The 21,230-nt window shown below is 70.2% G+C and carries 24 protein-coding genes and 3 pseudogenes; 19 read left to right on the top strand and 8 right to left on the bottom strand.

Annotated elements, in window-relative coordinates; genetic code table 11:
• Positions 1–189: 189 nt before the first annotated feature.
• Positions 190–402 (top strand): annotated as a pseudogene (locus tag OG738_RS21455) (phage tail sheath family protein); the annotation flags it as partial.
• Between the two features lie 64 nt (positions 403–466).
• On the opposite strand, the pseudogene OG738_RS21450 reads toward OG738_RS21455, so the two are convergent.
• Positions 467–1,258, bottom strand: a pseudogene (locus OG738_RS21450) (IS3 family transposase); the annotation flags it as partial.
• Positions 1,259–1,268: 10 nt separating this feature from the next.
• Here OG738_RS21450 and OG738_RS21445 point away from each other — a divergent pair.
• On the top strand, positions 1,269–1,646 hold the full coding sequence (locus OG738_RS21445; RefSeq protein WP_329056179.1) for an STAS domain-containing protein: 378 nt from the start codon (positions 1,269–1,271) through the stop codon (positions 1,644–1,646).
• Between the two features lie 4 nt (positions 1,647–1,650).
• On the opposite strand, the gene OG738_RS21440 is transcribed toward OG738_RS21445, so the two are convergent.
• Together OG738_RS21440 and OG738_RS21435 are read right to left on the bottom strand one after the other, a co-directional pair.
• Entirely contained in the window at positions 1,651–1,887 is a 237-nt protein-coding gene (locus OG738_RS21440; RefSeq protein WP_329056178.1) for a DUF6098 family protein, read from the bottom strand.
• A gap of 73 nt (positions 1,888–1,960) precedes the next feature.
• A pseudogene (locus OG738_RS21435) lies at positions 1,961–2,065 on the bottom strand (DUF6098 family protein); the annotation flags it as partial.
• A 135-nt stretch (positions 2,066–2,200) separates the two neighbouring features.
• Between OG738_RS21435 and OG738_RS21430 the strand changes: the two are divergent.
• Both OG738_RS21430 and OG738_RS21425 read left to right on the top strand, forming a co-directional pair.
• The gene (locus OG738_RS21430; RefSeq protein ID WP_329056177.1) at positions 2,201–2,809 is read left to right on the top strand and encodes a TetR/AcrR family transcriptional regulator; all 609 of its coding nucleotides are present in this window, start codon (positions 2,201–2,203) and stop codon (positions 2,807–2,809) included.
• 234 nt (positions 2,810–3,043) lie between these two features.
• Positions 3,044–3,730 carry an SDR family NAD(P)-dependent oxidoreductase gene (locus OG738_RS21425; RefSeq protein WP_329056176.1) on the top strand — a complete coding sequence of 229 codons (687 nt, stop codon included), beginning with the start codon at positions 3,044–3,046 and terminating at the stop codon, positions 3,728–3,730.
• Positions 3,731–3,803: 73 nt separating this feature from the next.
• Here the strand turns inward: OG738_RS21425 and OG738_RS21420 are convergent, their stop codons facing one another.
• Positions 3,804–4,673: a class II glutamine amidotransferase gene (locus OG738_RS21420; protein WP_329056175.1), complete on the bottom strand. Its 870-nt coding sequence runs from the start codon at positions 4,671–4,673 to the stop codon at positions 3,804–3,806.
• Between the two features lie 200 nt (positions 4,674–4,873).
• Between OG738_RS21420 and OG738_RS21415 the strand changes: the two genes are divergently transcribed.
• The 4 genes from OG738_RS21415 (at position 4,874) to OG738_RS21400 (ending at position 7,177) form a co-directional block, all read left to right on the top strand.
• The gene (locus OG738_RS21415) at positions 4,874–5,248 is read left to right on the top strand and encodes a hypothetical protein (RefSeq protein ID WP_329056174.1); all 375 of its coding nucleotides are present in this window, start codon (positions 4,874–4,876) and stop codon (positions 5,246–5,248) included.
• On the top strand, positions 5,245–6,477 hold the full coding sequence (locus OG738_RS21410) for an NRAMP family divalent metal transporter (RefSeq protein WP_329056173.1): 1,233 nt from the start codon (positions 5,245–5,247) through the stop codon (positions 6,475–6,477). Before OG738_RS21415 ends, OG738_RS21410 begins: the two co-directional genes overlap by 4 nt.
• Before the next feature lie 249 nt (positions 6,478–6,726).
• Positions 6,727–6,864, top strand: a complete 138-nt coding sequence (locus tag OG738_RS21405) for a hypothetical protein (RefSeq protein WP_329056172.1) — start codon at positions 6,727–6,729, stop codon at positions 6,862–6,864.
• A complete protein-coding gene (locus OG738_RS21400) occupies positions 6,851–7,177 on the top strand; it encodes a hypothetical protein (protein ID WP_329056171.1) in 327 nt (108 codons plus the stop codon). Before OG738_RS21405 ends, OG738_RS21400 begins: the two co-directional genes overlap by 14 nt.
• Here the strand turns inward: OG738_RS21400 and OG738_RS21395 are convergent.
• Positions 7,164–7,325, bottom strand: a complete 162-nt coding sequence (locus OG738_RS21395; protein ID WP_329056170.1) for a hypothetical protein — start codon at positions 7,323–7,325, stop codon at positions 7,164–7,166. The two genes, OG738_RS21400 and OG738_RS21395, sit on opposite strands and share 14 nt — an antisense overlap.
• Positions 7,326–7,434: 109 nt before the next feature.
• On the opposite strand from OG738_RS21395, the gene OG738_RS21390 reads away from it, so the two are divergent.
• A complete protein-coding gene (locus OG738_RS21390) occupies positions 7,435–8,124 on the top strand; it encodes a papain-like cysteine protease family protein (protein ID WP_329056169.1) in 690 nt (229 codons plus the stop codon).
• A 7-nt stretch (positions 8,125–8,131) separates the two neighbouring features.
• Entirely contained in the window at positions 8,132–8,869 is a 738-nt protein-coding gene (locus OG738_RS21385; RefSeq protein WP_329056168.1) for a hypothetical protein, read from the top strand.
• On the opposite strand, the gene OG738_RS21380 is transcribed toward OG738_RS21385, so the two are convergent.
• Complete coding sequence (locus OG738_RS21380) at positions 8,845–9,693, bottom strand: FadR/GntR family transcriptional regulator (RefSeq protein WP_329056167.1); 849 nt, start codon at positions 9,691–9,693, stop codon at positions 8,845–8,847. The two genes, OG738_RS21385 and OG738_RS21380, sit on opposite strands and share 25 nt — an antisense overlap.
• 193 nt (positions 9,694–9,886) lie before the next feature.
• Between OG738_RS21380 and OG738_RS21375 the strand changes: the two genes are divergently transcribed.
• From OG738_RS21375 to OG738_RS21360, 4 genes are read left to right on the top strand one after another with little or no spacing between them, the layout of a single operon-like run.
• The gene (locus OG738_RS21375; protein ID WP_329056166.1) at positions 9,887–11,254 is read left to right on the top strand and encodes an ABC transporter substrate-binding protein; all 1,368 of its coding nucleotides are present in this window, start codon (positions 9,887–9,889) and stop codon (positions 11,252–11,254) included.
• On the top strand, positions 11,251–12,156 hold the full coding sequence (locus OG738_RS21370; protein WP_329056165.1) for a carbohydrate ABC transporter permease: 906 nt from the start codon (positions 11,251–11,253) through the stop codon (positions 12,154–12,156). Before OG738_RS21375 ends, OG738_RS21370 begins: the two co-directional genes overlap by 4 nt.
• Entirely contained in the window at positions 12,146–13,084 is a 939-nt protein-coding gene (locus tag OG738_RS21365) for a carbohydrate ABC transporter permease (RefSeq protein WP_329056164.1), read from the top strand. The genes OG738_RS21370 and OG738_RS21365 overlap by 11 nt, the downstream gene beginning before the upstream one ends.
• A 3-nt stretch (positions 13,085–13,087) precedes the next feature.
• Positions 13,088–15,007 carry a hypothetical protein gene (locus OG738_RS21360; protein WP_329056163.1) on the top strand — a complete coding sequence of 640 codons (1,920 nt, stop codon included), beginning with the start codon at positions 13,088–13,090 and terminating at the stop codon, positions 15,005–15,007.
• Between the two features lie 57 nt (positions 15,008–15,064).
• Here the strand turns inward: OG738_RS21360 and OG738_RS21355 are convergent, their stop codons facing one another.
• Both OG738_RS21355 and OG738_RS21350 read right to left on the bottom strand, forming a co-directional pair.
• Positions 15,065–15,595 carry a copper resistance CopC family protein gene (locus tag OG738_RS21355; RefSeq protein WP_329056162.1) on the bottom strand — a complete coding sequence of 177 codons (531 nt, stop codon included), beginning with the start codon at positions 15,593–15,595 and terminating at the stop codon, positions 15,065–15,067.
• 350 nt (positions 15,596–15,945) lie between these two features.
• Positions 15,946–17,070, bottom strand: coding sequence for an IS701 family transposase (locus tag OG738_RS21350; RefSeq protein ID WP_442875948.1), 1,125 nt, complete (start codon positions 17,068–17,070; stop codon positions 15,946–15,948).
• Positions 17,071–17,397: 327 nt separating this feature from the next.
• Here OG738_RS21350 and OG738_RS21345 point away from each other — a divergent pair, with 327 nt between their 5' ends.
• From OG738_RS21345 to OG738_RS21325, 5 genes are read left to right on the top strand one after another with little or no spacing between them, the layout of a single operon-like run.
• Positions 17,398–18,066: a hypothetical protein gene (locus OG738_RS21345; RefSeq protein WP_329056161.1), complete on the top strand. Its 669-nt coding sequence runs from the start codon at positions 17,398–17,400 to the stop codon at positions 18,064–18,066.
• On the top strand, positions 18,009–18,917 hold the full coding sequence (locus OG738_RS21340) for a copper resistance D family protein (RefSeq protein ID WP_329056160.1): 909 nt from the start codon (positions 18,009–18,011) through the stop codon (positions 18,915–18,917). The genes OG738_RS21345 and OG738_RS21340 overlap by 58 nt, the downstream gene beginning before the upstream one ends.
• A 25-nt stretch (positions 18,918–18,942) precedes the next feature.
• Positions 18,943–19,914 (top strand): cupredoxin domain-containing protein, encoded by a 972-nt coding sequence (locus OG738_RS21335; RefSeq protein WP_329056159.1) that lies wholly within the window; start codon positions 18,943–18,945, stop codon positions 19,912–19,914.
• 57 nt (positions 19,915–19,971) lie between these two features.
• On the top strand, positions 19,972–20,499 hold the full coding sequence (locus OG738_RS21330) for a YceI family protein (RefSeq protein WP_329056158.1): 528 nt from the start codon (positions 19,972–19,974) through the stop codon (positions 20,497–20,499).
• Positions 20,496–21,131 carry a cupredoxin domain-containing protein gene (locus OG738_RS21325; protein ID WP_329056157.1) on the top strand — a complete coding sequence of 212 codons (636 nt, stop codon included), beginning with the start codon at positions 20,496–20,498 and terminating at the stop codon, positions 21,129–21,131. Before OG738_RS21330 ends, OG738_RS21325 begins: the two co-directional genes overlap by 4 nt.
• The last annotated feature ends 99 nt before the right edge of the window (positions 21,132–21,230 follow it).

Below are 21,230 nucleotides of genomic sequence, written 5' to 3'. Positions count from 1 at the left end.
CCGCGCGCGGCAACAACGGCGGTGGTCACGGGAGTTCCCGTGGCCACCGCCGTGCTGTGCATGGGAGGGCAACGGACGACGGTACAAGAATCCGGACAACTCGCTGCGCTATGGATGGACCGCCCGCCTCTGCGGTTGCGGCGCGTAACGGGCCACAGTTGACGCAGGAAAAACCTTGGGAGGACTGGGATGGCGAATTACCTGTCACCTGGCGTCTACGCCAAGGAGGTGGCGTCGGGGTCGAAGCCGATCGAGGGTGTCGGCACCGCGGTGGCCGCGTTCGTCGGGTTCGCCGAGCGCGGCCCGGTGGACGAGCCGGTGCTGGTGACCAACTGGAACCGGTTCAGCCAGACGTTCGGCGGTTTCCTCGACGGCAGCTACCTCGCGCACTCGATGTATGGGGCTGACCCGGTTTGACGGACAGGGGTCTGCCCAGACTTCGATTGACACCGGAGCTGACTGTTTCTCAGACCGCTGCTGCGGTCGTGTAGATGGTCTCAAACTCGACCGGGGTGAGCTTGCCCAGGGCGCGTTGGCGGCGTTTGCGGTGGTATTTCGTCTCGATCCAGGACACGATGGCCAAGCGGAGTTCTTCGCGGGTCGACCATCGCCGGGTGTCGAGAATGTTCTTCTGCAGCAAGGAAAAGAACGACTCCATGGCGGCGTTGTCACCGCACGCGCCGACCCGGCCCATCGAACCGGTCAGCCCGTGATTGCGCAGCAATCGCCGGTAGCTCGCCGATCGGAACTGGGCGCCCCTGTCGGAGTGCACGACGACGCCGAGCGGGTCGCGCAACGCGATCGCGTTGCGCAGCGCCGCGACCGCGAGTGAGGCTCTCATGTGCGAGGCGATGGAGTATCCGACGATCTTGTTGGAGTAGCAGTCCTTGATCGCACACAAGTACAGCTTGCCCTCACCGGTGGGATGCTCGGTGATATCGGTCAGCAACTTGGTATTCGGCGCACCGGCGGTGAAGTCCCGGCGGACCAGGTCGTCGTGCACCGGCGGGCCGGCCTTGCGGGTACGTCCTTTCTTCTTGGCGTGCAGCGAGAAGATCTGTTGCATCGAGCAGATCCGCCACACCCGGTTCTCCGAGGCGGTGAAACTCCGCCGGGCGAGTTCGTCGGCGATGAACCGGTATCCGTCGGCCGGGTCGTCGGCGTGGATCTCGAGCGCGGCGTTGATCAGGTGCGCGTCGTCGTAGTCCCGTTGTGAGACCGGGGACGATCGCCACTGGTAGTAGGCCTGCCGGGACCAGGAGGCTCGCGTGCCCAGCCCGCCACCGCTGAACCTGACGATCACCGCGACCGCCGAGCACACCCTGCTGACCGTGGCCGGCGAACTGGACACCGCCACCGTCGGCCGGTTCTCGGCCCGCGTCGACGAGGAACTCCACCTCGGCCCGGTGGCCCTGATCATCGACCTCACCGGCACGTCGTTCTGCGCGGCCAGCGCCCTTCGCGCACTGCTGCGCGCAGTCGCCCGCGGCCGCGCCACCGGCGTGCACATCGCGATCGTCGCCGACCACAGCGCGGTGGTCCGCCCGGTCCGGGCACTGGGCCTGAGTTTGCCGCTCCACCGTCGCTTGCCGGACGCACTGGACTGGCTCAACATCGTCAGCCACTTGTCCACAGTTGTGCGTTGAGCCGTCAGCGCCGGTCCATCGGTCCCCACTCGCCCGATCCCTGCTCGTCGACGAGCTTGCGAGCCTCGTGCAACACCTCGTCGGCGACCCACGCCAGCGGACGCTCGCACCGCACCAGCGGCTCGTTGTCCGGCCCGCGCGCGATCAGCCGGCCGCGGAGGACCCACGGGCGAACGTCCGGACCGCGAAGGTCCCGCAGGTGCTGGTAGTCGTAGAGACGACGGGCGAGCCACAACCGCACGGACCGGCCGCCACCACGGCTCCCGCTTCAGCGAGTTGGCGGACAAGCCGGGCAGCCGGATGCCGGTCAGCCCGTCCCGGCTGGCCTGATCGAGCCCATCGCCCAAGTCGACGTCCGGTCCCCGCGACCACCGCACGTAGAGATCTTCACCGCCCTCGGCTTCGAACAGGCCGACCATGTCGTCCAGATCCTTCAGCGTGGGCAGATTCGCTCCGTCGGACACGTTCGTCATCACCACCCGGCACGGACCTACCCCTTCCGGACGGGCTTAACCGTTCTGTATCGATCGCTGCGGAACGGCTAGACTGCGGAAGTGGCTACCAAACAGCCCCGTCCCGCCGGGCGGCCGCGGGGGTTCGATCCCGACGAGGCGCTCGAGCGCGCGCTGCTGGTGTTCTGGGAGCACGGCTACGAGGGAGCCAGCCTGGCCACCCTGACCGACGCGATGGGCATCTCGACCACCAGCATGTACGCGACCTTCGGCAACAAGGAAGAGCTGTTCCGCAAGGCCCTGGAGCGCTACACCGAAGGGCCGAGCGCCTATTTCGCCCGCGCCCTGGAAAAGCCCACCGCGCTGGAAGTCGTCACCGCACTCGTCGCGGGCACGATCCGGACGACCACCCAGCCCTCCGGACCGCACGGGTGCCTGGGCGTCCAGGGCGCCCTGGCCACCGGCGACTCCAGCCGGGCGGCTCGTGACCTGCTCGTCAGCTGGCGTGACGACGGCTACTCCGCCCTGCGCGCCCGGTTCGAGCGAGCCGTCGACGACGGCGACCTGCCGTCCGACGCCGACCCCGCCGTGCTCGCCCGGTACGTCACCGCACTGGGCTATGGCATCGCCGTGCAGGCCGCCGGAGGTGTCGGCCGCGAGGAACTCCAGCAGATGGCCGACGCCGCCCTGCGCGGCTGGCCGCTCACGTAACCCTGCCCATATTTCGCATCGGTCGATGCGGAATCTGCTACAGTCGGATTATGCATCGATCGGTGCGAAACTCGACGAGATTGGGGCGCCATGTCCGACGGCGACCGGCTGCCGCCCGCCTGACCAACACCGGCACGTCGGCTACCAGGTCCACAATGGACGGTTCAGCCAGATGACCGCCCTGCACGACGCCGGCGAACTGCGCCGGCAGCTGACCGCCTGAAGGAGAGACCCATGACCGTCACCCTGATCACCGGAGCCAACAAGGGCATCGGGTTCGAGACCGCGAAACAACTCCTGGCGCACGGACACGACGTCTACCTCGGCGCCCGTGACGTCGAGCGAGGCGCGAAGGCCGCCGCCGACCTCGGCGCGCGATTCGTGCAACTCGACGTGACCGACGACGCCTCGGTACGCGACGCGCTGGCCGCAGTCGGTGCGGCCGAAGGCCGGCTCGACGTCTTGGTGCACAACGCCGGCATCCTCGCCGGCGAAGCGCTCGACGGCCCCACCGCCCTGCGCGCATTCGACACCAACGCCGTCGGGATCGTGCGCGTCACCGAAGCCGCACTCCCCTGGCTGCGCAAATCGCCCGACCCCACCGTGGTCACGGTTTCCAGCAGCGCCGGATCCTTCTGGGCGGTGAACAACCCCGACCGGCCGGAATACCAGCTGCCGCTGGCCCTCTACTCCGCCTCCAAGGCCGCGGCCACCATGCTGACCGTCCAGTACGCCAAGGCCCACCCGGACATCAGGTTCAACGCCGTCGAGCCCGGCACCACCGCCACCGACCTGACCGCGGCCTTCGGCATCGGGCGCTCCCCGGAAGAGAGCGCCCGGACTGTCGTGCGGCTGGCCACCCTCGGCGCGGACGGCCCCACCGGCACCTTCCAGGACGAAAACGGGGAGCTGCCCTGGTAGGCGTTCGCCGAGCCGCGCCTGTCCACGGCGACGTGAATCCTGGTCTCACCTCGGGCGGCCCGCCACCATCGTTCTACTTGCCGGTTTGCGAAGCGGCGGCCCGGCCGCCGAGGTCTTCCAGCCGCAGTGCCTGCCGTGGTGGCCGGTCGAGGATCTGCCGGCGGGTCGCGACCAGGTCGCCGTCGACGTGCAGCAGCTGCCCGGGTTCGAGATTGCGCCAGCCGGGGTCTTCGTCCATGCGCTCGCTGGCCACGACGACGGCCGGGTGATCGGCCAGCTGACCGGAGCGCGCCCGGATACGTCCGGCGGCACTGGCGTGTTCGAGGTGCCGGTCGCCGTGGGGGCCGCCGGGCGCGCGATGCAGGACGTACAAATCGTGGGTGTCGGGATAGCGCAGTGCCCACAGCTCGCCGGGTGTGGTGACGATGACGTTGAGGGCGTAGATCGGCAGGTGCTCGGCAGCCCACCGCGCGGCGGCGGTGAGGCCGGCGCCGACGTCACCGCCGCGGGCGTCGACGTACTTGGTGACCAGAGCGAAAAACCGCTCCGAATCGGTGTCCCCGGACACCAGCTCGCGGTACTCGCCCAGCTCCTCTTCCAGCAGGTGCAGGTCGCCGAGCACGCCGTTGTGGGCGAACAGCCGCCCGTCCTGGCTGAACGGATGGGTGTTGCGCGGGTCGACGCCCCCGGTGGACGCGTAACGGATGTGCGCCAGGAAGGTCGTGGAGTCGCACTGCTTGGCTTCCCGGGCGAAGTCCTCGTCTTCGTAGGCGGCCAGTGGCTGCTTGCGGACTCGGGGAGTGCCGTCGGCGTCGAACGTGCCCAGACCCGTCCCGTCAGGTTCGCGGCGGCTCTGCTCGGCGAGGCTGTCCGGAGCCTCCAGCAGCCAGAAGGTCGCGTGAACGCGGTGTGGCGCGGCGGAAAGCCCGAACAGACGGCACACGAACGTCTCCTTCTCGATCGGCGGGGACTCGGATCACGACTACCCTCCGCCGGATCGGGCAAACTCGGTAACCCAGTGCCTATGTCCACGGTGGACATCGCGGCGGGATTAGGGCGTCCGCGGCGCGGATACCTGCGCTGAGTGAACTCGTCCGGCCGCCGCGAACAGCCCGATTTCGCACGGCGGTCGCAATCATCGGGATGGTCACGGTTGCCGCGGGCTGCGGCGCGAGCCCGGAGGCGGAAACCGTGCACGCCGGCCGGGAGATCCGCGGCCAGATCGAACTCCTGCGGCTCGTCGTCACCGCCGACCGCGACTCCGTGCCACCCGTGCCCAGCCTTTCGGTCACCGTGCGCGACGCCGCCGACGAGCTCGGCTCCGCCGGGAAAGACGTCGGCGCGCTGACCGACGACCGCGCTCGTGCGGCGCTGGCGTCGATCACCGACCGCGCCGTCGGGCTGGCCCACCAGCTCGACGACGGCCTCGGCGACGGCACCGACGCCGGCCTCGACCGGATCGACGCCCAGCTGCGGGGCATCGTCGGCGAGCTCGCCCGCTGGGGCGTGACGTCGTGAACAAGAAGTTCCTCGCCATCACCCTCGGCATCCTCACCGCCGTCGGCGGGTTCGTCGACATCGGCGACCTGGTCGAGAGCGGCGTCGTCGGCGCGCGCTACGGGATGGCCCTGGTCTGGGTGACTGTGCTCGGCGTGCTCGGCATCTGCGTCTACGCCGACATGTCCGGGCGGGTCGTCGCGGTGTCCGGGCGCCCGGTGTTCGATCTGATCCGCGAACGCCTCGGGCCGCGCATGGCGCTGCTGAACCTCGTCGGATCGTTCTTGACCACGCTGCTGACGGTGAGCGCGGAGATCGGCGGCGTCGCGATCACCATCGAGCTCGCCTCCGGGGTGGACCGGCTGGTCTGGGTGCTGCCGATCGGCGTGCTCATTTGGCTGGTGGTCTGGAAGGTCGGCTTCCTGAAGATGGAAACCGGCTTCGGCCTCGCCGGCCTCGCGATCGGGGTGTTCGCCGTCGCGGTGTTCTTCCTGCACCCCGACTGGTCCTCCCTCGGCGCGCAGATCGCCGGGTTCGCGCCGCCGCCGGACCAGGCGTTGCCGACCTACGCCTACCACGCGGTGGCGCTGTTCGCGTCCGCGATGACACCGTACGAGGTGTTCTTCTTTTCCTCCGGTGGCGTCGAAGAAGGCTGGACCGTCAAGGACCTTCCCGTGCAGCGCGCCAACGTGCTGCTCGGCTTCCCGCTCGGCGGCCTGCTGGCGCTGGCCGTGATGGCCTGCGCCGCGGTGGTCTTGTTCCCGGCCGGGGTCGACGTCAGTCAGGTCAGCCAGATCGTGCTGCCGGTGACACTCGCGCTGGGGACCGCGGGGCTGGTGATCGTCCTGATCGGCATCTTCGCCGCCACTTTCGGCGCGGCGCTGGAGACCGGGCTGTCGTCCGGGTACATGCTGGCGCAGTACTTCGGCTGGGACTGGGGCAAGCGCCGCCGGCCCCGCAACGCCGCCCGGTTCCACGTCACGGTGGGTGCCGGCCTGCTGCTCGCGGTGCTCGTGGTGCAGACCGGGATCGACCCGGTCGAGCTGACCGAGGTTTCCCTGATCTTCTCCGCCGTCACGCTGCCGCTGACCTACCTGCCGGTCCTCATCGTCGCCAACGACCGCGAGTACCTCGGCGAGCAAGCCAACCGCCACTTCAGCAACATCCTCGGCATCGGCATGCTCGTCGTCATCGCCGTCGCCGCACTCGCGGCGATCCCGCTGATGATCTTCACCGGAGTCGGCCAATGAACCCCTTGGGACGACGCCCACCCGATCGAGCTCGCCGACTCGCTGCTCGACCGGCAGATTACCGGCGAGGACGGCACCGTCGTCGGCAAGGTCGACGACCTCGAACTCCGGGAACGAGACGGAACGTAAGTCGTCGACGCACTACTGGTCGGCCCCGGCGCACTGGCCGACCGCATCGGCGCCCCGGTCGGCAGGCTGCTGCACCGGCTCGGCCACGGATTCCGCGCCGGCGCACCGCAACGGATCCCGATGAACACCGTCCGCCGGGCGAAACCCACCATCGTCGTGACCACCGCCGTCGCCCACGCCACCGGCAGTCCGTCCGAAGACTGGCTGCGGCGCAAGATCATCGACCGGATCCCGGGAGCCGGAAATGCGGGCCGGTGACCTGATCGGCCGGCCCGCCCGCGACGCGACCGGCCGCGACCTCGGAGCCGTTCGCGGCATCCGCGCCGAAGCGACGCCGGACAGCAACGGACTGCCCGAACTCGTCGTGCGCGGCGTGGTCGTCGGGCGAAGCCGGGTACGGCTGTTCGGGTTGCAGCGTCACGACCAGCGCGGTCCCGCGCCGCTGGTCGCACTCATCCGCTGGCTGCATCGGCACAGCCGCTACGTCGATTGGGAAGACATCGACCTGTCCGGCCCCGAAGTCCGGGTACGTCGGCCCTACGCCGAACTGGCCCCGCTCAGCCGACCATGATGGTGCAGCCGGGCCGGAACTCGGGTGCCGCATAGGCGACCTGCGCCGGCTTGCCCATAACAGCTGCCATAACATCGGCTTGCCCACGGTCGTCCAGTAGCGCACTGACCTGGCCTTTTGCTGACAATCGGACGATTGTTTTACCCATCGTTTACCGACCTTGGTCGGTTGTTGGCGATTTCCCGGCGTCGCAAGGTGGTGGACACGGTTTCCCGCCTGAAATCGATTCCCCCCTTTTGGCCGCAAAGGAGAAATCCATGGTCATCGCGCTCGACAAGAAACTGATGGGAATGGCGCTCACGTGCGGCGTGGCCGTCACGACGGTCACGCTGGCCCTGTGCCCGGCAGCCGGCGCGGCGACGATGGACGGCCATGCCGCTCCGGTGCCGAACGGCCTGATCCTGACCCACCCGCTCGCCGACAACAGCCACTTCAAGCTGGGCACGGCCGGCGTCCGGGCCGCGAGGGCCGCGGTCAGCCTGGACTACAGCCAGCAGGTCCAGCAGAACGACGAGTGGTGCTGGGCCGCCGACGGCGCGAGCATCGAGCAGTTCCACGGCGCGTCGACCTCGCAAGAGGACTTCTGCGCGGCGGGCAAGGGAACCACTCCCGGATACTGTCCGAACGAGGCGGCGCAGATCGACGAAATCGTCAACGGATTCCACGGCACCGGCTTCTCCGCCGAGAGCGCCGGGGGCGCGGTGTCGTACTCGACGATCACTCGGCAGATCGACGCCGGCGATCCGGCGTTGACCGGGATCTACTGGACTTCGGGCGGCGGCCACGCCGAGGTGATCTACGGCTACGACGCGTCCAACCAGTCGATGGACGTCGGCGACCCGTGGCCGACCTACCAGCGCTACCGCACCCAGTCCTACGACAGCTACCTGCAGAACAGCGATTTCACCTGGGGCGACACGGTGGTCGGCATCGCCGGCGGCCGGTGAGGTAGCCGTGACCAGGTCTGCGTGGTGCGTCGTGGCCGCGGCCCTGCTCGGACTGGGCGCGGTCAGCCCGGCGGCGGCCTCGGCACCGGCGTGGGAGCCGCCCACGAGTGCCCAGCTTTCGGCGGCCGTGAGCACGGCTCACTCCCCTCGAGCGCTCAGCTACGCGCGAACCAACCTGCGCAGGCCTGGCCGGCCGGACCCCACCGGGATCACCGTCGCGGACACGGGGATCCCGGCGTACACCCTCGCGCCGGACTTCGTCCGCGACGGGACCGGCCCCACCGCGCTCCTGCAGTACGTCGCCGTCGTGGCGCGCACCGCGGACGGGCGCACCAGCACGATCCAAGCAGCCCCGTCGACGGCGGGCAGGCCGGACTCCGGCTGGCGCGTCGACAGCGTCCTGTCCGGTGACGACGAGACGCAGCTGGCCCGGCAGCTGCACCCGGGAACGGTGCTGCTCGACGAACCCCAGATCAACGGCTGGTACGAACTCGGCGCGACCGGCGTCCGGCTGCTGCGTGCCAGCCTGCCGCAGAGCCCGGTGGGAGCGTTCGTGCCGCTGCCCGACTACCAACGCCAGGTCCACGACCGCTACGCAGACAAGCAAGCGGTCAAGCCGGCCCGTGCCACGGCCACCCACCCGACGCTCTGGCCGTGGTGGCTGCTGGGTGCGGCGATCATCGTCGCGTGCGCAGGACTCGGTCTGCGGGCCGGGCGACCTCACCGCGATCCGCCGCCGAGGTGAGCAACGAGGGTGCCGGCGGTTCGACCGGGCACGGCTCCTGACCGGCGAAAGTGAGTGGGCGTCAGCCGAAAACGCGTCGCTGGATTTCGCGGCGGTAGTCCCTCCAGCGTGTTGTCGAGGTGCACCGCGGCGGCTTCGGCGGCCGCTTCCGGGTCGCCGTCACGGATGGCCGCGTAGATCGCGGCGTGCTCTTCGACCGCCTCCGCGGCGTGCCCGCCGATGGTGCCGTGGAGCCCGATGGTGCTGGACTGGTGCTGCAGCCGCCGGACTTCGCGGACGGCAGCCAGGAGGAACTGGTTGTGGGACGCCGCGGCGATCCCGAGGTGGAAGTCTTCGTCCCCGCGGTCGAACAGCGGCGCTTCGCCGGTCAAGTGTCCCTGGCGGCAGGTTTCCGCGGCCGCCTCGATCGTCCGGAGCTCGACCGGGGTGGCCCGGGTGGCGGCCAGCCTGCCGGCGGCCATCTCCTGGACGCGGCGGAACTCGAACAGCAGGTAGACGTGGTCCAGATCGGCCGGCAGGAAGAAGCCCGACCACCGGGCCGAGCCGAGCATCCCCTCGTCGTCGGTCACGTAGAGACCGCGCCCCTTCTGGGCGCGCACCCGGCCGATGGCGGAGAGGATCTTGATCGCCTCGCGCACCACGGTGCGCGAGGCACCGAGCCGGGTGGCGAGCTCGTTCTCCGTCGGCATCCGGTCGCCGGCCTGCAGCCGCAGCTCGGCGATCAGCGCGAGGACCTGCTCGGCGACGCGTTCGTACCCGGGCCGGTAGGTGGCCTCGCGCGTCTCGTCCACCCAGTTGTCTCCCTCGTCGCGGCTCAGGGCCATGAACCCACATCCGCCTCACTCTGGCAACAATGTGTAGTACTTATTTTCTCACCTCGACCCCTTGACGGCGCGACAGCAGCCAGATGTGATGGTGCACGATAGAGACAGCTCGCAGCAATGTGTATGACACATATGAGGTGCCGTTGCCTCATCAGGTGCGACCTGCGGGTGCCACGACGAAGTGGAGTTCCTCATGAGAGTTCATGTGCGCGCCACCGGAGTCAGCGGGTCGTCCGGGCGCCGCAGGCAGTACGCGGGGCTGGTCCTCGGCGTCGCGGCCGTCCTCGCCGCGGTCACGGCCTGCGGCAACGGCGGAAGCGGCAGTGGTGCCCAGGGCGGGTTCCAGCCGGCGCCGCAGACGGGCGGGAAGATCACCGTCTGGGTCGATTCCACGCGGCTGCCCGCGGCCCAGCTCTACCAGAAGCAGCACCCGTCGGTGCCGATCGACATCGTCACCTACGACGGGGACGCCAACGGCTCGAACTACCTGCAGACCAAGGTGAGCCTGTTCAACCGCACCCGCAGCGGCTGGCCGGACGTGGTGTTCAGCTCCCAGAACAACGAGACCAGCTGGGCGGTGCAAGCCGGGTTCACCGCGCCGCTGAACAAGGGGCAGATCCCGGAGGCCACCCTGAGCGGCTGGACCGCCGGGGCCAACGACCCGTGCACGGTCGAGGGCACGCTTTACTGCCTGCGCAACGACCTCGCCCAGACCGTCCTCTGGTACGACGCGCCGCTGATGCAGTCGTGGGGTTACCAGGTGCCGAAGACCTGGGAGGAGTACCAGGCACTGGGCCGACGGGTCGCCACCGAGCACCCCGGCTACCTCGTGGGCACGGCGGGCGACAACTTCACCCCGGAGATCTACCTCTGGGCCGCCAAGTGCGGGGCCAACGAGATCACCGGCCCGAAGTCGGTCAAGGTGAACACCACCAGCCCGGCCTGCACCCGGATGGCGACCCTGCTCGACACGCTCGTCAAGAACCACACGATGTCCACCAGCAGCGTGTTCAGCTCCGACTTCGCCAAGAACGCCGCGGACAAGATCCTCATGATGCCCGGGCCGTCCTGGTTCGGCGGCTCGGTGTTCCAGGAGTCGTTCAAGACGCCGGCCGGCCGGATCGCCGCCGCCCCGCTGCCGCAGTGGGCCGGGGACCCGTCCCCGTCCGTCGGCAACGTCGGCGGCGGCACCTGGCTGCTGTCCGCCCACAGCGCCAACCTCAAGGACGCCACCGACTTCCTCACCTGGGTCACCACCTCGGACGACTACCAGGGCACCGTGGCTCCGGGGTACCCCGCCTACAAGTCGGCGGCGAAGACCTGGCTGGCGAAGCAGTCCTCGGGCAAGTACTACGCCAACGACATCGCGGGCCCGCTGCAGGCGGCCGCCCCGCAGGTGTGGCCGGGGTGGGGTTACGGCCAGTTCAGCCAGGAAGCGATCTGGGCGGCGACCGTGACACCGGGGCTGACCGCGGGCAAGACGATCGTCTCGCTGCTCCCCGAGTGGCAGACCGCGATCACGAACTACGCGCGGTCCAACGGGTACGAGGTCAGCCAGTGACCAGCGTCGCCCCGGCCAGGAGCCCGTCGCGGCGGCGGGTGTTCTGGCCGGGCCGGGCCGGGCACCTGTTCGTCACCGCCTACGTCGTGCTGCTGATCGCGTTCGGTGTCGTGCCCACGGTGTACGCGGTGTATTTCGCCTTCACCGACGCGGGGGACACCTTCGCCGGCCTGTCGAACTTCGTCGACGCCGCCACCGACTTCCGGTACTTCGCCGCCGTCGGGCACGTCGCGCTCTACCTGGTGTTCTGGCTGGTTTCCCTGGTGGTGTTCGTGGTCGGGCTGGCGCTGCTGCTGCACCGCCTGACCTCGAGCGGGGCGAGCAAGGCGGTGCGCTTCCTGTACTACATCCCCGGAGCGCTGGCCGGGGCCGCGAGCGTCATGGTGTGGCTGTTCATGCTGGACCCGTCGGTGAGCCCGGTGAGCGCGCTGCTGCGCGCGTTCGGGTTCGACACCTTCGGCCAGGTCGTCGCGCCGGAGCACCTCCCGGTCCTGTTCACCCTGATCGCCTTCTGGACCGGGGCAGGTGGCTGGATCGTGGTGGTGTACGGCGCGCTGAACAACATTTCGCCCGACCTGCTGGAGGCGGCTCGGATCGACGGCGCGAGCGTGTGGCAGACGGCCTGGCGCATCCAGATCCCGTTGCTGCGCAAGTGGATCGTCTACATGGTCATCCTGGCGTTCGCCGGCGGGACCCAGCTGTTCGTCGAACCGCAGCTGCTGTCGCAGGCGAGTGTCGGCGTGGCGGGACGCGACTACTCGCTCAACCAGCTCTCCTACGACTTCGCCTTCCAGAACGACAACGTGAACACCGCCGCGGCGATCTCGGTGGAGCTGCTGGTGGTCGGGCTGGTCGTCGCCGGCGTGTTCGTCGCCCGATCGGGGTTCTTCGATGCCGACTGACATCCGCGTGCCCGCGCGAGTGAACGAGCCGGTGCGCCGCGCGGCCGCGCCACGGCGGCGGCGCGCTTCGTGGACACTGCCGAACCCGCTCGTGGCCCTGGTGCTCGTGCTGTTCCTCGTCTTCTTCGTGCTCCCGGTGGGGTGGCTCCTGCTGGCGGCCACGAAGACCGACGACCAGCTCGTGCACGGCAACCCCCTGTCCTTCGGGTCGTGGCGCGCGCTGGCGGACAACTGGCACGCGCTCACCTCCTTCCAGGACAACGCGATCTTCCAGTGGCTGGGCAACTCCGCGGTGTACTCGTTCGTGGCGCTCGCGATCACGCTGTGCGTGGCGATCCCGGCCGGCTACGCCCTCGCGATGACCGAGTTCCGCGGCCGGCGCACGCTGCTGGTCGCGACGCTCGTGGTGATGCTGATGCCGAACGCCACCCTCGTGGTGCCGCTGTTCCTCGAGGTGAACGCGGTGCACCTGATCGGCTCGATGTGGTCGATCATCCTGCCGTACTCGTTCTACCCCTTCGGCGTCTACCTGACCTACATCTACTTCAGCACCGCCGTGCCGCGGGACCTGATCGACGCGGCGAAGCTCGACGGCTGCTCCCAGTTCGGGGCGTTCCGCCACGTCGCACTGCCGCTGGCCGCGCCGATCGTCGCCCTCGTCGGCTTCTTCAGCTTCGTGGCCAACTGGACCAACTACTTCCTGCCGTACGTCCTGCTGCCGGAAAGCGATCAGTTCCCGGTCCAGGTGGGCCTGGGCACCTTGCTGAACTCGGTGCCGCAGTTCAACCCGACGGTCGGCACCGCGGCGGTGCAGCGTCCGGAACTGGCGCTGGCCACCTTGCTGGCGATCACGCCGGTCCTCGTGGTCTTCCTCTTCTCCCAGCGTTTCCTGGTCGCGGGGATGCTGGCCGGCGCGACCAAGGAGTAGCCGATGTACCCCGTCATCACGGCCTCGGTGCCCCTGCTCGAACCACCGGGCTGGGCGATCGCCCAACGCGAGCTGTTCGGCCTGCTCGACCAGGCGTGGCGCCGGTTCGCCCGCGACTTCACCGGCCCGGACGGACGGCTGGCCTACGACGACGGGCTCACCACGCGCGACGGCGTCGACGACTTCTACGAAACGTTCTTCAACTGGCCTCAGCTGTACCTGCTCGGCGGTGCCGACGACCTGCTCGCCGAGTCGGAGCGGCACTGGGCAGGCGTCACCCGGCAACTGACCGAGCTGGGCATGCTGCACGACGAGTACGAACGCGGCTACGACTGGTTCCACCAGGGCGAAAGCCTGCTGCTGCTGTACTTCCTGTGCATGGCCGCGCCCGGGCGGTGGCGGGAGCGCGCGCTGCGGTTCGCGGAGCTCTACGTCGACCCGGCCCACGGCAACTACGACCCCGGGCACCGCATCATCCGCCGTCCGCACAACGGCAGCGATCCGGGACGCGAGGGGCTCTTCGACCGCGGTTCGTACCCGTGGCTGGCCCACGAAGCCGCGACGTACGGCTTCCCGCTGCAGTGGCTGCTGCCCGCGGACGCCGAGGAGCCGCCGCGAGACCGCGACCCGCGGCTGGGCGAGCAGATGCGGCGGCGGACGGGCGTGGGAGACACCGCGGTCAACCTGGCCGCCGCCGGGCTCGTCTTCAACGCCCTGCTGCTGTCCGGCGAGCCGCGCTACCGCGACTGGCTCGCCGAGTACGTGGGCGCCTGGCGGGAACGCGCGGCCGCCAACGGCGGCGTCCTCCCCGACAACGTCGCTCCCGACGGCACCGTGGGCGGGCTGCTGGAGGGCCGCTGGTACGGCGGGCACTACGGCTGGTCCTGGCCACACGGCTGGTACAGCGTCGGACACGCCGCCGTCGTCGCCGCCCTCTCCGCCGCGCTCGCCACCGGCGACGACACCTTCACCGACCTGGTAGGCCCCACGCTGGACGAAATCCTCGCCCACGGCAAGGTCATGGCGTTCACCGAGGCGGATTCCAGCCTCGCCTCCAAGTGGTCGGTGCAGCTGCGGGAAGACGTGGACACCCCGACCCTGCACGTCCCCTTCCGCTACGACGACCGCGGGTGGTTCGACTACAACCCGATGCTGATGGGCGTCCCCGTCGCGCTGTGGCACCACACGGCCGCGCCGGAAGACCGCGAACGCCTCGAGCGGCTGCGCGCGGCGGGCGGCCACGACTGGCGGACCGTGCGGCCGTTCCGCAGCAAGGAAGAGGCCGGGCACGAGGAGCCGTGGTTCGCCTACCTCGCGGGTGACAACCCGGACTACCCCGAACGCGTCCTGGCCGCTGCCCAGGCCCAGGTGCGGCACCGGCTGACCCGCATGGAGCGGTACCGCGGCCAGGCCGTGCCCGAGGCCGACATCCACCTGTGGCAGCAGTCCAACCCCGTGGTCACCGAAGCTCTCGTCCAGCTCACCTGGGGCGCTCCGCAGGTCGTCTACAACGGCGGGCTGCAGCAGGCCCGCGTCCGCTACTACGACGCGCAGGCGCGGCGGCCGGGCCTGCCGCCGTCGGTGGCGGCGCTGGTTTCCGGCATCGACCCCGAGGCGACAGTCGTCGACCTGGTCAACCTCGACCCGCAGGAGCCGCGGTCGGTGGTCGTGCAGGCCGGTGCGTTCGCCGAGCACCACATCCGCAGCGTGGAGTACAGCGTGTGCGAGGACCCGTCGTGGATCGGCGACCTGTACGACTACGGCCACCGCGAACCGGTCGTGACGTCCGCGTCGATCGATCTCGACGGCCCGTGGCTGCGCGTGGATCTGCCGCGGTCCAGCCGGATCCGGTTGACCCTGCGGCTCGCCCTGCGGGCCCGCATCCCTTCCTACGCCACCCCGTTCGACGAGCGTGCCGCCTGACGCGACGACCACTCGGCGGCACCGGGAAATGCACCCGAGCCACGGACGCTGTGTCGATCAACCGCGGGAAAGGCGCCGGGCCACCGCGAAGCCCGTGCCGAGCAGGACAGCGCCTCCCGTGATCCACGGCCAGAGCGGTACCGTGCCGTCGGCACCCTGGCTTGCCGCCGTCGCGGCGGGCGGCGACGCCGCTCCCGGACCGGCGGCCGTGAGCCGGAAGGGGACGGTGCCGGAGACCGGGTGGCCGTCGGCGGACGTCACGCGGTAGCGGATCGTGTAGGCCCCTGCTGGGCCGAGTGGGCGCAGCGGCACGGAAACCCGGGCGTCCACAACGGACGCCGGCGCGGCCTCCCAGTGCGAGCCGCCGTCCGGTCCGAGCACCGCGAGCTCGGTGAAGGAATTCTCGACGGACTCGTTGAACACCAGCACCGCTTCGGCAGGGGACGTGGCGATCGCCGCGTCCCTGGCCGGTGAGCTGGACAGCAGGACGCTGTGCGCGTCCGACGCGGGCGCGCCCAGCAGGGTGGCGCACGCGGCGGCCCCCAGGACCACGGCGGTCCGCAGGGGGAAAGACAACCGGGAAGTCATGATTTCCTCGCGTTCTCGAGAATTCGAGCGGCACGCGAACCGTAGCGAGCACAATCGGCCACACAGCCGTGAACCGTGAAACAGCTGCGTAAAGCAATTCTCACTGCTCCGACGCCGAACTGGGCAAAACGGTCACCTGCTCCATCGGTTTGCCGCGTCGACCACCCGGACGGCCTAGTACGGCAGCCGCAGTCTGGGATGTTTGTCGCGTTGTCGCTGGTAGTGGCCGTGGCGGGCGCGGGTTTGGTGGCGTCGTCGCCACAGTGACCAGTGATCGGTGTGTTCTGGTGGGTGGACGGGGTCGGTGCCGGTGGCCAAGAGTCGTCTGATTTCATTGCAGGATAAGGGAATTAACTGTTCTGCAGTGTCGGAGGTGCCCCCTTTTCGATGCGGGACCGTTCATCGTGGGCGGTGGTGGCGAGGAACGCGGCGGCGAGCATGGACAGGGTGATGTGCCGGTACCACGCCTGGTATTTGCGGACCTGGTAGTGGTCCAAGCCGGTCTCGTTCTTGGCGAACTGGAACGTTTCCTCCACCGCCCAACGGGATCCGGCGACCCGGACGAGCTCGGCAACGGGGACGGGGTAGGTGGAGTGGCAGATGTAGTAGGCCAGCTCGGTGGGTTTGCTGATCGAGCGGCGAACCAGCAGCTGATGCCCGCCGGTGGTGGCGGGGTCGAGCAGCAGCCAGTCGTAGAGCCGGTGTCCTTTGCTGCCGATCCCGGCGGAGAGGCGTTGCCAGCCCTTGCGCGGTGCCGCAGCGGCGAGCTCGTCAGCCCGCAACGTCCCGGCCGGGGTGCCGAAGCGGTGATCACACGAGATGGCCATGACGTAGTTCAGTCCGGCCTGTTCGCACCAGCTGCGCAGTCCGGGGTTGTCGCCGTAGGCCTCGTCGGCGGTGAACCACTCGAGGTCGGAGCCGGTGTCGAGCAGCCGTTCCAGCATCCGCTGGGCGAGCTGGGGTTTGGTCGCGAACGTCACGGTGTCGGCGATCCCGGCCTCACGGCAGCGCTCGGGATCCTCGGTCCACGACTTGGGCAGGTAGAGTTCTCGGTCGATCAACGCGCGTCCCTTGACCGAGACGTAGGTCAGGAACACGCCGAGCTGGCAGTTCTCGATCCGTCCGGCGGTGCCGGAATACTGCCGCTGCACTCCGGCGGATTTGGTGCCCTTCTTCAGGAATCCGGTCTCGTCGGCCACTGCGACCCCACTGCGGTCGCCGAGGTGGGTCAGCACATGGCCGCGCAGATCGTCGCGGACCGCGTCGGCGTCCCAGCGGTAGAAGTTCAGCAACCGTTGCATACCGTCGGGGCACAGGTCGCCGGCCTGCTCAGCGATCGTCCACGAGTTCTTCCGCTCCGCCTTCGACAGCAGCCCCAGCACATACATCCGGGCCCGCCGCCGTGAGTCCGCCTGCGCGAAACGCCCCGCGACCAGCGCGAACACGTCATCGAACCCGGCCTGCCACCGAGCCAGACGATCATCAACTACAGTTCTCGACGCGGCCACCGCGTCTTCTTCGAGATCCAACACACCTTGAAGTCGATCACGCGGTGGCCGCCTTCATGACCACGACACGCCGCCAGGTCACACACTGCGGCTGCCGTACTAGCGGGATCGGCATCCAGCGTAGCAACTCACCGCACCGGGCCTCCCGGAGGCCGACGGACTTTACCCAGCCTTCATGTGAAGACCACGCCCGGAAACGTGAGAGCTGGTTTTCTGCTCCCCACATCCCGTTCCCGCATTCCGCAGCAATCCCTTTCCCGGCGGGTGGATTCCCGTTCTTTGGAGGACGAAACCGTGCGAGGACCCGCACTGCGCCGTGACCACGTCATCGCCGCGAGCCTGGCCGGCGCGGTCGTGATCGTCGTCGGCTACGCGTCCGGCATCGGTCTGCGCCCCGGCGGCGCCGCCGACGCGGCCACCCCACCCGTAGTCGCGGATGGCGGGCACCCCGTCACCCCGGAAACCCCCGCCACGCAACCCCTTCCGTCCGCGCTTCCCCCGGCGGACGTCCCGGTGTCCCCGCTTCCCGCGGTCCCGGTCGGCGACCAGCCGGTCACGTCGATGCCGTCGATGCCGTCGATGCCCGGCGACGTCGTCGTGGCACCGCCCCTCGATCCCGGCCCCTCCGCACCGACCACGCCGCCGGAAACGACCCCGCCGCTCCCCCCGCCCGGGACGGACGTGCCCGCCTGCCAACCCGGTGCCGCGCAACAGGTCCTCGACACCGTCGGCGGGCTGCCGCTCCTGGGTGCGGTGACCACCGGCCTCGGCGTCACCGGCCCGGACGGAGTCGGCGCGCTCGTCCTCGGCTACTGCCGCACCACCGACGGCGGCCTCGAACCCGCGATGGTCCCGGCCGGCACCGTCGGGATCCCTCCAGCACCGTCCCGAATGGACGGTGAACAGTGGACACCGTCAAGGCGTGGTACGTCTTCGCGCGCACCGTCGACTACACCGGCCTGACCCTGTTCGCCGGCGGGCTGCTGTTCCTGGCCGTGCTCTGGCCCGCGGGCGCCGGCCACCGCGGCGCCCGGACGGTGCTGGTGACGGGCTGGCTCCTCGGCCTGCTCGGCACCCTCGCCGGGCTCGGCCTGCAGGCAGCGTGGGCCGCCCAGCGGCCCGCCGGCGACTTCCTGGCCTGGGATCTCCTCGGCCAGGCCCTGGACAGCCAGTTCGGCCGGATCTGGTTCGCCCGGGCCCTGCTGTGGCTGCTCGGCGGCGTCGTGCTGGCCTGGCTGCTGCAACGCGGCCACGACGCGGCGACGGCGTTGCCCTGGCGCGTCGGCACCGGCGCGGTCCTGCTCGGGCTGCTGCGCACGACCGGCCTCACCGGCCACGCCGTCGAGAGCACCTCGCCGTGGCTGACGCAGCTCGCGGACTTCGCGCACCTGGCGGGGGCTTCCGCGTGGATCGGCGGCCTGGCCGTGCTGCTCTTCGGCGTCCTGGCCCGCCGCGACCCCGGCGAGCTGGCCACGGTGATCCCCCGGTACTCGAAGCTCGCCATGACCTCGGTCGCCGTGGTCGTCGCCGCGGGCGTCGTGCTCGCCTGGCAGACCATCGGCAGCGTGGGCCGGGTGTTCAGCACCGCCTACGGCCAGACCCTGCTGGTCAAGCTCGGCGTGCTCGCCGTCGTGCTCCTCGCCGCCCAAGCCAGCCGCAGCTGGGTCGGCCGCCGCCTCGACTTCGCCGTCGTCCTGCGCGGGGACGCCGCCACCGTCCGCCCGTTCGTCTACTCCGTCGCCGCCGAGACCACGCTCGTCATCGTGGTCCTCCTCGCGGCGAGCTTCCTCGTCACGGCCAGCCCCGGCCGCTGATCACACCCCGCGAAAGGAGTCCTCAGTGGACAACCCCAGCCCCGCCACCCCCGAGCAGCCGGAGGTGGTGCGGCGACGACGGAACTGGCCCGTCGCCGTCGCGATCCTCGCACTGGCGACCGCGTTGTTCAGCCTCGCCACGCTCCGCGGCGGGCACAGCGAGCAGGCCGCACCCGCGGCGGCCACGAACGTCGACCTCGCCGCACTCGCCAAGCAGAGCCCCCTGGCCGTCCCGCTCTACCAGGGCCTGGCCCAGGAACAGGCCGGTGGTGCCGCGGCCGCCGCGGCACCGTCGACGAAGTCCGTCGACGCGATGGGCTACAAGTTCACCCCGGCGAGCCTGACCATCTCGGTCGGCGACACGGTCACCTGGACCAACCACGACACCGCGCCGCACAACATCGTCGTCACCGACGGCCCGGAGAAGTTCACCTCCCCGACGCTGCAGACCGGGCAGACCTTCAGTCACACCTTCACCCAGGCCGGGACCTACTCCTACTACTGCGCCATCCACCCGGACATGAAGGCCACGATCACCGTCACCGGCGCCGCGCCGACCAGCGCCCCGCCGACCTCGGCGCCGACGTCCGCCCCGACGTCGCAGCCGACCCACTCGATGCCGATGCCGACCACCCCGGCGGGCGGCGGCTCCTGCGTGCCGAAGTCGGTCCTGCAGCCGATCATCGACCACATCAAGAGCGCGCACCTGGAAACCTCACCGGGCCAGCAGGTGCAGGACATCCTCAACCTGGACCAGTACATCAAGACCCACACGGTGTGGCTGGAAACCGTGCTCGCCCCGGCGTTCGACGGATCGGCGGACAAGGTCGTCACCGACACGCTCGCGCCGATCATCGCGCACATCAAGAGCGCCCACCTCGAGGAGTCGCTGGGGCAGCAGGTCACCGACCTGCTCAACCTCGACCAGTACATCAAGACGCACACGGTGTGGCTCGAATCCGTGCTCACGCCGTTGCTGAACCAAGCCAGCTGCTGACCGATGCGGTGGGCCGCCCGGCCGGGCGGGCCACCGCACCCCGGACGGAGACCCCCCATGCCCGACACCGAAGTCCTGCCCGCGGTGGGCGAGCCCCCGGCCGGCGCCACGGCCCGCACCCTGCGCCGCGACCGCTGCGTCGTCGAGCCGTCGATCCGCCTGGCGCGGCTTCCCCTGCTCCGCGGCCGCCTCACCGCGACCGGCGGCCACCTCGACCTCGGCAACCGGCGGCTGGTGCTCGTCCTCGACGCGACGTCGTTGCGGGGCGGCGTCAAGCCGCTGCGCCGGGCGCTCACCGGAGCCCGGGGCCTGCGCGCCGCCGACCACCCGGACATCACCTTCACCAGTGAGGACATCGAGATCGACGACGCCATCCACATCACCGGCAAGATCGACGTCGCCGGCGCCACCCGGGAACTGCGCCTCCGGGGTGACCTGCGCCACGTCGACGACGACCGGATCGTCTTGTGGGTCAAGGGAATCCTGCCCGCTCCCCGCCGCAAGCCCCGTGGCCTCGGACCCGTCCCGCGGCTGCTCGCGGCCCGCCGGATCCACCTCGAGATCGCCGCCGAGTTCGTCCGATGAGGCGCGCCGCATCGCTGGCCGCGGCCGGGCTGATCGTCCTGCTCCACGGCGTCTTCGTCGCGACGCCGGCCCAGGCCGCGACGCAGCAGGTCATGATGGCGGGCTACGCGTTCTCCCCGGCCGCGCTCACCGTCCACGTCGGCGACACGGTCACCTGGACGCAGCACGACCAGGCCCCGCACGACGCGACCACCACCAGCGCGCCGGTCTCGTTCCGCAGCCCGCAGCTGTCCCAGGGACAGAGCTGGAGCTACACCTTCCGCACCCCCGGTACCTACGCCTACTACTGCTCGGTCCACCCCGACATGCGAGCCTCGGTCACCGTCCTGCCCGCCGCCACCACCGCGCCCCAGCCCAAGCCCACCCAGGCGCCCGCCGCGCCGAACCCGGCCAAGCACAAGCCGGCCAGCGCCGTTCCGGCACCCAGCGGCAGCCCGGCGCAGGCGGCCACTTCGGCCGTCGCCGCACCGGCGACCGAGGCCGGCCCGTCCCCGGCGGCACCGCCTGCCGTGGCCCAGCAGGCCGCGGCGGCCACCGGACCCACCCTGGACCCGATGCTGCTCGTCGCCGGCCTGGTCACCGGGGTCGCGATCCTGTGCCTGCTGCTCCTCAGCTCCCGACGCACGTCATGACCGGCCTCGGTGTCGTTCCGGGCCGCTTCGGACTTTCCGGACGCTGCCTGCCCGGGAGCGTGCCGACTCCGACGGCCGGATAGGCCCTCCGCTCGCGGT

It is taken from the genome of Amycolatopsis sp. NBC_01488 (assembly GCF_036227105.1).
Taxonomy (GTDB): domain Bacteria; phylum Actinomycetota; class Actinomycetes; order Mycobacteriales; family Pseudonocardiaceae; genus Amycolatopsis.
This window is presented reverse-complemented; position numbering and strand designations above follow the sequence as displayed.

Coding starts and splice junctions, on each gene's coding strand:
- OG738_RS21360 (WP_329056163.1), top strand. CDS start 13,088: ATGTACCCCGTCATCACGGCCTCGGTGCCCCTGCTCGAACCACCGGGC.
- OG738_RS21415 (WP_329056174.1), top strand. CDS start 4,874: ATGGTCACGGTTGCCGCGGGCTGCGGCGCGAGCCCGGAGGCGGAAACC.
- OG738_RS21355 (WP_329056162.1), bottom strand. CDS start 15,595: ATGACTTCCCGGTTGTCTTTCCCCCTGCGGACCGCCGTGGTCCTGGGG.
- OG738_RS21425 (WP_329056176.1), top strand. CDS start 3,044: ATGACCGTCACCCTGATCACCGGAGCCAACAAGGGCATCGGGTTCGAG.
- OG738_RS21330 (WP_329056158.1), top strand. CDS start 19,972: ATGCCCGACACCGAAGTCCTGCCCGCGGTGGGCGAGCCCCCGGCCGGC.
- OG738_RS21405 (WP_329056172.1), top strand. CDS start 6,727: ATGAACACCGTCCGCCGGGCGAAACCCACCATCGTCGTGACCACCGCC.
- OG738_RS21395 (WP_329056170.1), bottom strand. CDS start 7,325: ATGGGTAAAACAATCGTCCGATTGTCAGCAAAAGGCCAGGTCAGTGCG.
- OG738_RS21390 (WP_329056169.1), top strand. CDS start 7,435: ATGGTCATCGCGCTCGACAAGAAACTGATGGGAATGGCGCTCACGTGC.
- OG738_RS21400 (WP_329056171.1), top strand. CDS start 6,851: ATGCGGGCCGGTGACCTGATCGGCCGGCCCGCCCGCGACGCGACCGGC.
- OG738_RS21380 (WP_329056167.1), bottom strand. CDS start 9,693: ATGGCCCTGAGCCGCGACGAGGGAGACAACTGGGTGGACGAGACGCGC.
- OG738_RS21375 (WP_329056166.1), top strand. CDS start 9,887: ATGAGAGTTCATGTGCGCGCCACCGGAGTCAGCGGGTCGTCCGGGCGC.
- OG738_RS21325 (WP_329056157.1), top strand. CDS start 20,496: ATGAGGCGCGCCGCATCGCTGGCCGCGGCCGGGCTGATCGTCCTGCTC.
- OG738_RS21365 (WP_329056164.1), top strand. CDS start 12,146: ATGCCGACTGACATCCGCGTGCCCGCGCGAGTGAACGAGCCGGTGCGC.